At 57.9% G+C, this 11,522-nt stretch carries 13 protein-coding genes; 4 read left to right on the top strand and 9 right to left on the bottom strand.

Annotated elements, in window-relative coordinates; genetic code table 11:
* Nucleotides 1–8 precede the first annotated feature (8 nt).
* The 7 genes from FN633_RS12115 to nudF all read right to left on the bottom strand — a co-directional run bounded on the left by FN633_RS12115 (nt 9) and on the right by nudF (nt 5,238).
* A complete protein-coding gene (locus tag FN633_RS12115) occupies nt 9–347 on the bottom strand; it encodes a DUF1869 domain-containing protein (RefSeq protein ID WP_154057872.1) in 339 nt (112 codons plus the stop codon).
* Between the two features lie 10 nt (nt 348–357).
* Complete coding sequence (locus FN633_RS12110; RefSeq protein ID WP_154057871.1) at nt 358–690, bottom strand: TehB family protein; 333 nt, start codon at nt 688–690, stop codon at nt 358–360.
* A gap of 131 nt (nt 691–821) precedes the next feature.
* Nucleotides 822–2,714 (bottom strand): DNA topoisomerase IV subunit B, encoded by a 1,893-nt coding sequence (parE, locus tag FN633_RS12105; RefSeq protein ID WP_154057870.1) that lies wholly within the window; start codon nt 2,712–2,714, stop codon nt 822–824.
* Nucleotides 2,715–2,755: 41 nt separating this feature from the next.
* Nucleotides 2,756–3,331, bottom strand: a complete 576-nt coding sequence (gene yqiA / locus FN633_RS12100) for an esterase YqiA (protein WP_154057869.1) — start codon at nt 3,329–3,331, stop codon at nt 2,756–2,758.
* The gene (cpdA, locus tag FN633_RS12095; protein ID WP_042390319.1) at nt 3,331–4,158 is read right to left on the bottom strand and encodes a 3',5'-cyclic-AMP phosphodiesterase; all 828 of its coding nucleotides are present in this window, start codon (nt 4,156–4,158) and stop codon (nt 3,331–3,333) included. The genes yqiA and cpdA overlap by 1 nt, the downstream gene beginning before the upstream one ends.
* Before the next feature lie 28 nt (nt 4,159–4,186).
* On the bottom strand, nt 4,187–4,609 hold the full coding sequence (locus FN633_RS12090; protein WP_154058926.1) for a DUF1249 family protein: 423 nt from the start codon (nt 4,607–4,609) through the stop codon (nt 4,187–4,189).
* Nucleotides 4,606–5,238: an ADP-ribose diphosphatase gene (gene nudF / locus FN633_RS12085; RefSeq protein WP_154057868.1), complete on the bottom strand. Its 633-nt coding sequence runs from the start codon at nt 5,236–5,238 to the stop codon at nt 4,606–4,608. The genes FN633_RS12090 and nudF overlap by 4 nt, the downstream gene beginning before the upstream one ends.
* Before the next feature lie 204 nt (nt 5,239–5,442).
* On the opposite strand from nudF, the gene tolC reads away from it, so the two are divergent.
* The 3 genes from tolC (at nt 5,443) to FN633_RS12070 (ending at nt 8,922) form a co-directional block, all read left to right on the top strand.
* Nucleotides 5,443–6,897 carry an outer membrane channel protein TolC gene (gene tolC / locus FN633_RS12080; RefSeq protein ID WP_154057867.1) on the top strand — a complete coding sequence of 485 codons (1,455 nt, stop codon included), beginning with the start codon at nt 5,443–5,445 and terminating at the stop codon, nt 6,895–6,897.
* Between the two features lie 184 nt (nt 6,898–7,081).
* Nucleotides 7,082–7,756, top strand: a complete 675-nt coding sequence (locus tag FN633_RS12075) for a DUF1190 family protein (protein ID WP_154057866.1) — start codon at nt 7,082–7,084, stop codon at nt 7,754–7,756.
* Nucleotides 7,757–7,761: 5 nt separating this feature from the next.
* Nucleotides 7,762–8,922 carry a glutathionylspermidine synthase family protein gene (locus FN633_RS12070; RefSeq protein WP_154057865.1) on the top strand — a complete coding sequence of 387 codons (1,161 nt, stop codon included), beginning with the start codon at nt 7,762–7,764 and terminating at the stop codon, nt 8,920–8,922.
* Nucleotides 8,923–8,971: 49 nt separating this feature from the next.
* Here FN633_RS12070 and ygiD read toward each other — a convergent pair whose 3' ends face one another.
* Nucleotides 8,972–9,760, bottom strand: coding sequence for a 4,5-DOPA-extradiol-dioxygenase (ygiD, locus tag FN633_RS12065; protein ID WP_154057864.1), 789 nt, complete (start codon nt 9,758–9,760; stop codon nt 8,972–8,974).
* Nucleotides 9,761–9,956: 196 nt separating this feature from the next.
* Here ygiD and zupT point away from each other — a divergent pair, with 196 nt between their 5' ends.
* Entirely contained in the window at nt 9,957–10,733 is a 777-nt protein-coding gene (zupT, locus tag FN633_RS12060) for a zinc transporter ZupT (RefSeq protein WP_042390307.1), read from the top strand.
* Nucleotides 10,734–10,798: 65 nt separating this feature from the next.
* Here zupT and ribB read toward each other — a convergent pair whose 3' ends face one another.
* Complete coding sequence (gene ribB / locus FN633_RS12055; RefSeq protein WP_154057863.1) at nt 10,799–11,452, bottom strand: 3,4-dihydroxy-2-butanone-4-phosphate synthase; 654 nt, start codon at nt 11,450–11,452, stop codon at nt 10,799–10,801.
* Nucleotides 11,453–11,522 lie beyond the last annotated feature (70 nt).

Genomic DNA, 11,522 nt, shown 5'->3' with positions numbered 1-11,522 from the left:
CAATCGCGCTACCAGCCGCAGACGTTGGTCTCTTCGTCAGATTCATACCCGCGTACGATATTAATCAGATCCTTCACCGTGTCCGCCGCCGTGGTGGCATCCTCTAATTCAGCAAGGCGGGAAAAGTCTTTATCGGCGGATACGCCGTTGTTGTTGTTCGTTACCGTCAACGTAAAACCTTTCTCGCTTTCACTTTTATCTGCCAGCGTGTTGATAAGCTCCAATACTGCCTCGTGGGCAATGGTCGGCACGTAGAGCGACATCGGCTTTAGATAGGTTTTCTCTGCCGTTGCGCCGCTGCCGCAGTTTGCCACCGTTAAGGCGTAGCCTCTGTTTTCCATGGTCATGATATTTACCTCAACCTTCAATTAGCACTTTGGGATCGACCCAAAAATCGACGTTAAATACCGTATCGTCCGACAAGGCTTCGATGCGGTGCCACTTCTCCGCCGGAAAGACGCCAAACTGCCCTGCTTCTATGGTCAGCGTTTCCACCGGCTCCGGACTGGTCTCATCGGTGTACCCGTAATAACGGATAGTGCCCTGCATCACGCAAAGGCGTGGGTTAACGCCCTGGCGCGTGCCCGCGTCCAGATGACGCTGCCAGATGGAAGCCGGGGCGGTCTCTTTCGTCCACAGGGGCGTCGAGCGAACGTGAACATAGTGGGTAGGTATGACAATGCGCTGCATGTTTCATCCTCTTGGTAAGGGTTTTGGAGAAACTTATCTTGCAGATCATATACCTGTTAAAAGGGGAAAGTGAGTCGCCTAAAGGGGTAGCGGAGGGGGTAAAAAAAGCCCCGCACTGCGGGGCTGGTTTATCAGGCTTCGATGTCGGCCATATCGCCTTTTTCCTGTAGCCAGTTGCGCCGGTCTTCCGAGCGCTTCTTGGCCAGCAGCATATCCATAATGGCGTTGGTGCGCTGATCGTCCTCGTCGCTGATGGTGAGCTGCACCAGGCGGCGGGTGTTGGGATCGAGCGTGGTCTCACGCAGCTGCATCGGGTTCATCTCCCCTAGCCCTTTAAAGCGCTGAACGTTAGGCTTGCCCTTCTTACGCTTCAGCTGCTCCAGCACGCCCGCCTTCTCCTCTTCGGTCAGGGCGTAGTACACCTCTTTGCCCAGATCGATACGGTAGAGCGGCGGCAGCGCCACGTGGACATGACCATGCTTCACCAGAGTACGGAAATGCTTCACAAACAGGGCACAGAGCAGCGTCGCGATGTGCAGCCCGTCGGAGTCCGCATCGGCGAGGATGCAGATCTTGCCGTAGCGCAGCTGGCTGAGATCTTCGCTATCCGGATCGATGCCGATGGCCACCGAAATGTCATGCACCTCCTGCGAGGCCAGCACTTCATCAGAGGAGACCTCCCAGGTGTTGAGGATCTTCCCCTTCAGCGGCATGATCGCCTGGAACTCACGGTCGCGGGCCTGCTTGGCCGAGCCGCCCGCCGAGTCACCCTCTACCAGGAACAGCTCGGTACGGTTGAGATCCTGCGCGGTACAGTCCGCCAGCTTGCCGGGCAGCGCCGGGCCGCTGGTAAGCTTTTTACGTACCACCTTCTTCGCCGCGCGCAGACGGCGCTGGGCGCTGGAGATCGCCATCTCGGCCAGCATCTCCGCCGCCTGAACGTTCTGGTTCAGCCACAGGCTGAAGGCGTCTTTTACTACGCCGGAAACGAACGCGGCGCACTGGCGCGACGACAGGCGCTCTTTGGTCTGCCCTGCAAACTGCGGATCCTGCATCTTCACCGACAGCACGTAGGCGCAGCGGTCCCAGATATCCTCCGCCGACAGCTTGACGCCGCGCGGCAGGATATTGCGGTATTCGCAGAACTCGCGCATCGCGTCCAGCAGCCCCTGACGCAGGCCGTTGACGTGCGTCCCGCCCTGCATGGTCGGGATCAGGTTAACGTAGCTTTCAGTGAGCAGCTCGCCGCCCTCCGGCAGCCACAGCAGCGCCCAGTCCACCGCCTCGGTATCACCGGCAAAGGCACCGATAAAGGGCTTCTCCGGCAGCGTCGGCAGGCCGTTAACCGCTTCGGCAAGGTAGTCGTTGAGGCCGTCGGCGTAGCACCAGCGCTGCTCGCTGTCGTTGACCTTATCCTTGAAGACAATCTCCACGCCAGGGCAGAGCACCGCTTTGGCCTTCAGCACGTGGGTCAGGCGCGATACCGAGAAGCGCGGGCTGTCGAAAAAGCTTTCGTCAGGCCAGAAGTGAACGCTGGTTCCGGTGGTGCGCTTCGGCGTGCTGCCTACCACGGAGAGCTCTTTCACCTTGTCGCCGTTGGCAAAGGCAATGTTATAGATCTTGCCGTCGCGCTTAACGTTAACTTCAACGCGCCTGGACAGGGCGTTAACCACCGAGATCCCCACCCCGTGCAGGCCGCCGGAGAACTGGTAGTTTTTGTTCGAGAACTTACCGCCCGCGTGCAGGCGGCAGAGGATCAGCTCCACGGCCGGAACGCCCTCTTCCGGGTGGATATCCACCGGCATACCACGTCCGTCGTCGATGACTTCCAGCGACTGATCGGCATGGAGGATCACCTCCACGCGTTTGGCGTGTCCGGCCAGCGCTTCATCCACGCTGTTATCGATAACTTCCTGACCAAGATGGTTAGGACGAGTAGTGTCGGTATACATCCCCGGGCGGCGGCGGACCGGCTCAAGCCCGGTTAATACCTCAATGGCATCAGCGTTATAGGATTGCGTCATGGTGTATTCGTAGATAGTGACAGCATCGACCCCTGCGAGGCTCAGTGCAGCCCGAGGAAATCGATAATCTGTGAAAAGTGATCGTCAAAGCCCACAAAGGCATGGTTTCCGCCTTCTTCAACCGTTTGCCGGCACGAAGCGTAGTACGCAACGGCCTGACGGTAATCCAGCACTTCATCACCCGTTTGCTGAAGCAGCCAGATTAAATCTGCCGCCTCCAGCGGATCGATCTGCATGGTTTTGAGATCGTAAATATGGCGTGACTCTAGCACATATTGCTGGCCGGTGTAGGGGTTCTCGTTGCGGCCAAGATAATCGGCCAGCAGCTCAAACGGACGCACCGCCGGATTCACCACCACCGCTGGCAGCATAAAGCACTGGGAGAGCCAGGTGGCATAGTAGCCGCCGAGCGAGGAACCCACCAGCCCCAGCGGCTCGCCGCCGTGCCCCAGCACCAGCGACTCCAGCAGTTCGGCCGCATCCGCCGGATAGGGCGGCAGCTGCGGCACCACCATCTCAATCTGCGGATGGTGCTCCGCCAGCCACTGCTGTAGCGCCACGGCCTTAGCCGAACGCGGTGAGCTGTTAAACCCGTGTAGATAGAGAAGCGTCGCCATCAGTAGCCTTCAGATGCTGTGTCCGGGCGAAAGCGGCTGGTCTGCAGACGGCTCACTTCGGTATGCAGCGTGCCGTCGGCGTTAAGCTCCAGCCAGCGCCAGCCCGGCGCGATGGTATCCAGGGTAAAGTTGGCGCAGTGCGGCTTAAACTGGACGCAGGTCGAAGGCGTCGCCAGCAAACGGCGACCGTTCCAGTCGAGATCCTGCTCCTGATGAATATGACCGCACAGCAGGTGCCTGACCCGCGGATAGCGCACCAGCACGTTATCCAGCTCCTGCGAGTTACGCAGGCTGTGCTGATCCAACCAGCCGCACCCCGCCGGCAGCGGGTGGTGATGCAGCAGGAGCAGCGTGTAGCGCTCCGGCACCTCCGCCAGCTTTTTCTCCAGCCACTCTAGCTGAAACTCACTCAGTTCACCGTGTGGAACGCCAAACACCTGGCTGTCGAGCAGCAGGATTTGCCAGCTATCGCCAGCGAAGACCCGCTTGGCACCCGAGATGCCAGCCTCCTGCAGCGCGCTGTACATGGCGGGCTGAAAGTCATGATTGCCGGGCAGCCATACGCAGGGCACATCGAAGCTGGCGATACCCTCAGCAAAGTGCTGATAGGCCGCAGCAGAGTGATCCTGTGCCAGGTCGCCGGTAGCGACAATTAAATCGCAATGACGCTGCTCGGCCCGGATGGCGTCTAATACTGCCTGATAGCTCTCCCAGGTATTGACCCCTAACAGCGTTTCATGCTTTTCGGCAAACAGGTGAGTATCGGTTATTTGTAAGATCCTGATACTGGCCTCACCCGCCAGATTCAGGTTTAACAGGCTTTCCAAATGGTGTCCTTAGGTAGGTTTCACGATGCTAACAAACCGGAATCGCCATTGCTCCATGTGCTAAACAGTACCTAAGCCAGTCGGCCAGAAACTGATTAATTTGATGCTTTTCGTCGCGTTGGTGCAACTTTTTATTTGGGTAATCATACCGCGCTTTGAAGCGAAAGATCTGCTGGCTTGAACACACTTCAGCGACCATAGCATCGTGATAGAGCCGTACCGTTAACGACGGCATGCTCCAGTAGCTGATCGCCGGTGCTGTCTGCACAATGTCCACCAGCGTAGTGTAGCGGGTTGATTCTGTAATCGTTACTCGGTATTGCGCATTGGCCACCTGATAGCTCACTGTTTCGCCGGGTGCGTCATTGCGTGGCAGCAGGCGGCGTAGCTGGGCGAAATTGGTCTCGCACAGGCGCATCATTTCAGGAAAGTCAGGTGTATAACGCTTCATTTTTTCCACTCAGTTCTCAACTTTTCGTAGTGCAGCTGCAGCCATTGCAGGGCGATGACCGACGCGGCGTTGTCTATTTTCCCCTCTTCAACCCACTGGTAAGCCTGCTCCCGGCTCACCACATGAACACGAATATCTTCGTTTTCGTCCACCAGGCCATGTATACCTTTGGCCTGCGTGGCATCCACTTCGCCAACCATTAACGATAAGCGCTCGCTGGTGCCGCCAGGGCTGGCCAGATAGCTCATAAACTCTTTAACCCGGCCAACCTGCAGCCCGGCCTCTTCTACGGCTTCGCGACGGGCAACGTCTTCCACGCTCTCGCCTTCTTCGATCATGCCAGCAACCAGCTCCAGCAGCCAGGGCGTTTCACTGGTGTCGTAAGCCGGAATACGGATCTGCTCAATCAGTACGACCTCGTCGCGCGCCAGGTCATAGGGTAGCAAGACGGCGGCATGACCGCGCTCAAAAATTTCACGGGTTACCTCTCCGCTCATCTCGCCGTTAAACAGGCGATGACGGAAGCGCCAACGCGCCAGCGAAAAAAAACCGTTATAGAGTGTTTCGCGTGCAATAATTTCTACATCATTTTTCGTGAAAGTCACTGCTGAGGGTTCTGGCTTCTTCATGGTTTCATCCTGATGGCAAATAATGACGAAATTATGGATTTCCAGTCTGTAAGACTGCCGTTTCCCATGCTATATGGTAGATTGGTGCAAATTAACGCCGGATGGCACTTAACGCCAACCTTTTGCAGCGGCACTTTCTGCTAGAATCGCCCTTATTTTTTAAATTTCATTAGCGCTAACAAAGCTTCGTAACAAGGAATGCAAATGAAGAAATTGCTCCCCATGCTTATCGGCCTGAGCCTGGCCGCTTTCAGTACGATGAGTCAGGCAGAAAACCTGCTTCAGGTCTATCAGCAAGCGCGTCTCAGCAACCCTGAACTGCGCAGATCTGCCGCGGATCGCGATGCCGCATTTGAGAAAATCAACGAAGCGCGTAGCCCATTACTGCCCCAGCTCGGTTTGGGCGCAGACTACACCTACAGCAACGGTTTCCGCGACCAGAATGGTCTCGATAGTAACTCTACCAGCGCCTCTTTACAGCTGACGCAGACCCTGTTCGATATGTCGAAATGGCGCACCCTGACCCTGCAAGAGAAATCGGCGGGCATTCAGGATGTGACGTTCCAGACCGATCAGCAGACGCTGATCCTTAACACCGCTACTGCCTATTTTAACGTATTAAGCGCCATCGATGCGCTCTCTTATACCGAAGCGCAGAAACAGGCTATCTATCGCCAGCTGGATCAAACCACCCAGCGCTTCAACGTAGGCCTGGTCGCCATTACCGACGTACAGAACGCCCGCTCCCAGTATGATACCGTGCTGGCAGACGAAGTGACTGCCCGTAACAACCTGGACAACGCCGTTGAGCAGCTGCGTCAGGTGACCGGTAACTACTACCCGGAGCTGGCGTCGCTGAACGTCGACCGTTTCCAGACCGACAAGCCGCAGCCGGTTAACGCCCTGCTGAAAGAGGCCGAAAGCCGTAACCTCTCTCTGTTACAGGCACGTCTCTCCCAGGATCTGGCCCGCGAACAGATTCGCCTGGCGCAGGATGGCCACCTGCCTACCCTGGATTTAACCGCCTCAAGCAGCGTCTCTGACACCTCCTACAGCGGCTCCCGCACCAGCGGTCCCCAGGGCTCGGCCTATGACGATAGCAACATCGGTCAGAATAAAGTCGGCCTGAGCTTCTCTCTGCCGCTCTACCAGGGTGGCCTGGTGAACTCCCAGGTGAAACAGGCGCAGTACAACTTTGTTGGCGCAAGCGAGCAGCTGGAGACCGCCCACCGCAGCGTGGTGCAGACCGTGCGTTCATCCTACAACAACGTGAACGCCTCCATCAGCAGCATCAACGCCTATAAACAGTCCGTGGTCTCTGCCCAGAGCTCACTGGATGCCACCGAAGCAGGCTACTCGGTGGGTACCCGTACCATCGTTGACGTACTGGATGCGACCACAACGCTCTATAACGCCAAGCAGCAGCTCTCCAGCGCGCGTTACAACTACCTGATCAACCAGCTGAACATCAAATCGGCTCTCGGTACGCTGAACGAGCAGGATCTGCTGGCCCTGAACGGCGCTCTGGGTAAACCGGTCTCCACCACGCCGGAAGCCGTCGCCCCGTCGACGCCTGACCAGGATGCCCGCGTGCAGAACAGTGCTCCGGACAGCAATGGTAACGGTAACGGCCTGCTCAACGCCGCGCTGCCACGCTAAGCGCGCCTGTTTAAAATTGCTGTGAAAACGAGATGGGGGCACATGCCCCCGTTTCAACGTAAGACAACGTAAAGATCCCTGCTCCAGACCCGCATTCCGCCTCATTGCGCTTCAATTTCGACCACTCATTCTCTATCCTGAACAGTAGCTACCTCGCTTTAACTCTGGGTATTAAAAGAGACATATGAAACGGACAAAAACGATTAATCATGCGACGTTCCGCAAAAGCTGGGGCGCTCGCCATCTGACTCCCGTCGCCTTCGCCCTTACCGCCGCGTTTATGCTGGCGGGCTGCGAACAGAACGACGAGACGGTATCAATGTATCAAAACGCCGACGACTGCTCGACGGCCAATCCGGGCAAAAGCGCCGAATGTACTACCGCATACAACAACGCCCTGAAAGAGGCCGAGCGCACCGCGCCGAAATATAAAACGCGTGAAGACTGCGTCGCCGAGTTTGGTGAAGGCCAGTGCCAGCAGGCACCTGCTCAGGCGGGTATGGCCCCGGAAAACCAGGCTCAGGCCCAGCAGAACAGCGGCAGCTTCTGGATGCCGCTGATGGCGGGCTACATGATGGGACGCCTGATGGGCGGCGGTGCGGGCTTCGCTCAGCAGCCGCTATTTAGCTCGCGTAACCCGGCCAGCCCGGCCTATGGTCAGTACACCGACGCCTCCGGTAAAGGCTACGGCGCAGCTCAGCCGGGCCGTACCGCGACCGTCCCTAAAACCGCGCTGGCCCCGAAACCGGCCACCACCTCTACGGTTACGCGCGGCGGCTTCGGCGAGTCGGTTGCCAAGCAGTCCACTATGCAGCGTAGCGCCGCTGGCACCTCCTCTTCACGCTCAATGGGTGGCTAAGCCTCATGGAACGAGTCACTATTGACGAGCGCCCGGACTGGCGCGAAAAAGCGACCGAGTACGGCTTTAATTTTCACACCATGTACGGTGAGCCGTACTGGTGTGAAGAGGCCTACTACAAATTTAGCCTTGCGCAGATTGAGAAGCTTGAAGAGGTTACCGCCGAGCTGCATCAGATGTGCCTGAAGGTGGTGGAGAAGGTCGTCGCCAGCGATGAGCTGATGACCAAATTCCGCATTCCGAAACACACCTGGAGCTTTGTGCGCCAGGCGTGGCAGACGCAGCAGCCGTCGCTCTATTCCCGCCTCGATCTGGCGTGGGACGGCGTGGGTGAACCCAAACTGCTGGAGAACAACGCCGACACCCCCACCTCGCTGTATGAAGCCGCATTCTTCCAGTGGATCTGGCTAGAAGACCAGCAGAACGCAGGCAAGCTGCCACCGGGGAGCGATCAGTTTAACAGCCTGCAGGAGAAGCTGATCGAGCGCTTCAGCGAGCTGCGCGAGCAGTACGGGTTTAACCTGCTGCATCTGGCCTGCTGCCGCGACACCGTTGAAGATCGCGGCACGGTGCAGTATCTGCAAGACTGCGCCGCCGAAGCGGGCGTCGCCAGCGAGTTCCTCTACATCGAAGATATTGGGCTGGGCGAAAAAGGCCAGTTCACCGATCTTCAGGATCAGGTGATCAGTAACCTGTTCAAGCTCTACCCGTGGGAGTATATGCTGCGTGAGATCTTCTCTACCAAGCTGGAAGATGCTGGCGTGCGCTGGCTGGAGCCGGCCTGGAAGAGCATTATTTCTAACAAAGCGCTGCTGCCGATGCTGTGGGAGATGTTCCCGGATCATCCGAACCTGCTGCCCGCTTACTTTGCCGAAGACGACCATCCTCCGCTGGAGAAGTACGTTGTTAAACCGATCTTCTCGCGGGAAGGCGCTAACGTCTCTATCGTAGAAAACGGTCAGACTATCGAGCAGGTAGAGGGTCCCTACGGGGAAGAGGGCATGATCGTCCAGCAGTTCTACTCGCTACCTAAGTTTGGCGACAGCTACGTGCTGATCGGCAGCTGGCTGATCAACGATCAGCCAGCCGGGATTGGTATTCGTGAGGATCGGGCGTTGATCACCCAGGATCTCTCCCGCTTCTACCCGCATATTTTCGTCGAGTAGCCATAACGCGTAGGCCCGGTAAGCGCAGCGCTACCGGGCGTTTTGGTTTTTAACCCACCTGTACCGACAACATGCTGATGCTGCCCATCTCCATCCCCTCTACCGGGATCGTCACTGGCTCTGCGCCATCCCACGCGCCAAGCACGTAGAGCAGCGGCAGGAAGTGTTCCGGCGTCGGGTTCGACAGCGAGCCGCCCTCATGCTGCAGATAGTTCACCAGCGGATGCTGCTCCACCGGCCCCTGCCAGGTGAGGTTAGCCTTCACGTAATTATTAAACGATTCCGCCCACGCGTAGGGCGTGCTCTCCCCGTGCCAGCGGGCGGTGCGCAGGTTATGCACCACGTTGCCGCTCGCCACCAGCATAATGCCTTCATCGCGAAGCGTCGCCAGCTTGCGACCCATCTCATAGTGCCAGGCGGCGGGTTTGGTGCTGTCCACGCTCAGCTGCACCATGGGAATGTCGGCGTCCGGGTACATCTTGATCAGCACGCCCCAGGATCCGTGGTCAAATCCCCATGCCTCTTTGTCCAGCGCAACCGGGATTGGTGCCAGCAGATCCACCAGCCGCTGTGCCAGCTCGGGAGAGCCGGGTGCGGGATAGTGCGTGTCAAAGAGCGCCTGCGGGAAGCCGCCAAAGTCATGAATCGTTTTCGGGGTTTCCATCGCCGTCACGCCGGTGCCGCGGGTAAACCAGTGGGCGGAGATCACCACAATCGCCTTTGGACGCGGCAGCGTCTGCCCCAGCTCGCCCCAGGCGCGGGTATAGACATTATCTTCCAGCACGTTCATCGGACTGCCGTGGCCCAAAAACAGCGCTGGCATACGAAACGCAGACATGATGATATCCTCAGAAAAAGTGTCATTTTGATAGAAGCAGAGTACGCTTTTCTCGTAGAGGATGAACTCAGATAAGCGTGATGAAGATCATCAGATAATTTGAATGTAAGAAATGCGTAAAGAGTGACTTACCCTCTCGCCTTACGGAGCAGTGTTAAATAATATTAATGAGAATCATTATCACAAGGAGTTCTGAATGTCGGTCCCGTTGATTCTGACCTTATTAGCCGGTGCGGCCACCTTTATTGGCGCGATCCTCGGCGTGCTTGGCCAGAAGCCTTCCAACCGCGTGCTGGCCTTTTCGCTGGGATTTGCTGCCGGGATTATGCTGCTGATCTCGCTCATGGAGATGCTCCCCGCCGCGCTCGGTACCGAAGGCATGTCGCCGGTGCTTGGCTACGGCATGTTTATCGTCGGCCTGCTGGGCTACTACGGCCTCGATCGCCTGCTTCCCCACGCCCATGCTCAGGATCTTATGCGCGCCAGCAGCAAAACGATGCCGAGCAATATCAAGCGTACGGCGATCCTGCTGACCCTGGGCATCAGCCTGCACAACTTCCCCGAAGGGGTAGCCACCTACGTGACGGCCAGCAGCAACCTTGAGCTGGGGCTGGGGATCGCCCTGGCGGTCGCCTTGCACAACATCCCCGAAGGGCTGGCAGTGGCAGCACCGGTCTATGCCGCTACGGGATCAAAGCGTAAAGCGGTAATGTGGGCGGGGATCTCAGGCCTGGCGGAAATTCTCGGCGGCGTGCTGGCGTGGCTGATCCTCGGTAGCCTGGTCTCGCCGGTAGTCATGGCGGCCATCATGGCGGCGGTGGCGGGGATCATGGTGGCGCTGTCGGTGGATGAGCTGATGCCGCTGGCGAAAGAGATCGATCCCAACAACAATCCGAGCTATGGCGTACTCTGTGGCATGTCGGTGATGGGACTCAGCCTGGTGCTGCTGCAAAGCATCGGCTTTGCGGGCTAATCAGGCGAAAGACCAGAAACAACAAAGCCGGGTATGCCCGGCTTTGCTTTATCTTACGCTAGCGCTTAGCTGGCTTTACGTTCCTGCTCGCGGCGGTAGGCCACCAGATCTTCAATGGTCACAACGGCCATATCATGGGCTTTCGCAAAGTCGATGCACTCCGGCGTGCGCGCCATAGAGCCGTCATCGTTGGTCAGCTCGCAGAGCACGCCCGCAGGCTTGAAGCCCGCCAGCGTCACGAGGTCAATCGTCGCCTCGGTGTGGCCGCCGCGGGTCAGCACCCCACCCGGCTGCGCGCGCAGCGGGAAGACGTGGCCAGGACGGTTGAGATCGGATGGCTTAGCACCGTCGGCAATGGCCGCACGCACGGTGGTCACGCGGTCAGCGGCGGATACGCCGGTGGTCACGCCGGTAGCGGCTTCGATGGTCACGGTAAAGCCGGTGCCGTAGGCGCTGGTGTTGTTCTCCACCATCATCGGCAGATCGAGCTGTTTACGGCGATCTTCGGTCAGGCAGAGACAGACAATGCCGCTGCCGTGGCGAATAGTCAGCGCCATCTGCTCAACGGTCATGGTTTCTGCGGCGAAGATCATATCGCCTTCGTTTTCACGGTCTTCGTCGTCGAGCACCATCACTCCACGCCCGTTGCGCAGTGCGTCTAAAGCGTGTTCCACACGTTCGAATGGCGTGCCAAAAGAGGAAAGCAGCGTCTGATTCATGGTAATAAAAACCTCATTAAAATTATGGTTACCAGAATCAGGGCAGTCTTAGGAGTACCGCAAGCGGCAA

The sequence above is a fragment of the Pseudescherichia vulneris genome, assembly GCF_902164725.1.
Lineage (GTDB): Bacteria > Pseudomonadota > Gammaproteobacteria > Enterobacterales > Enterobacteriaceae > Pseudescherichia > Pseudescherichia vulneris.
The sequence above is the reverse complement of the archived record's forward strand: the minus strand, read 5'-3'. Positions and strand labels throughout refer to the sequence as shown.

Bases quoted from the DNA above. Each gene is read 5' to 3' on its own strand.
- FN633_RS12115 (WP_154057872.1), bottom strand. From the start codon at position 347: ATGACCATGGAAAACAGAGGCTACGCCTTAACGGTGGCAAACTGCGGC.
- FN633_RS12110 (WP_154057871.1), bottom strand. From the start codon at position 690: ATGCAGCGCATTGTCATACCTACCCACTATGTTCACGTTCGCTCGACG.
- parE (WP_154057870.1), bottom strand. From the start codon at position 2,714: ATGACGCAATCCTATAACGCTGATGCCATTGAGGTATTAACCGGGCTT.
- yqiA (WP_154057869.1), bottom strand. From the start codon at position 3,331: ATGGCGACGCTTCTCTATCTACACGGGTTTAACAGCTCACCGCGTTCG.
- FN633_RS12090 (WP_154058926.1), bottom strand. From the start codon at position 4,609: ATGAAGCGTTATACACCTGACTTTCCTGAAATGATGCGCCTGTGCGAG.
- nudF (WP_154057868.1), bottom strand. From the start codon at position 5,238: ATGAAGAAGCCAGAACCCTCAGCAGTGACTTTCACGAAAAATGATGTA.
- tolC (WP_154057867.1), top strand. From the start codon at position 5,443: ATGAAGAAATTGCTCCCCATGCTTATCGGCCTGAGCCTGGCCGCTTTC.
- FN633_RS12075 (WP_154057866.1), top strand. From the start codon at position 7,082: ATGAAACGGACAAAAACGATTAATCATGCGACGTTCCGCAAAAGCTGG.
- FN633_RS12070 (WP_154057865.1), top strand. From the start codon at position 7,762: ATGGAACGAGTCACTATTGACGAGCGCCCGGACTGGCGCGAAAAAGCG.
- ygiD (WP_154057864.1), bottom strand. From the start codon at position 9,760: ATGTCTGCGTTTCGTATGCCAGCGCTGTTTTTGGGCCACGGCAGTCCG.
- zupT (WP_042390307.1), top strand. From the start codon at position 9,957: ATGTCGGTCCCGTTGATTCTGACCTTATTAGCCGGTGCGGCCACCTTT.
- ribB (WP_154057863.1), bottom strand. From the start codon at position 11,452: ATGAATCAGACGCTGCTTTCCTCTTTTGGCACGCCATTCGAACGTGTG.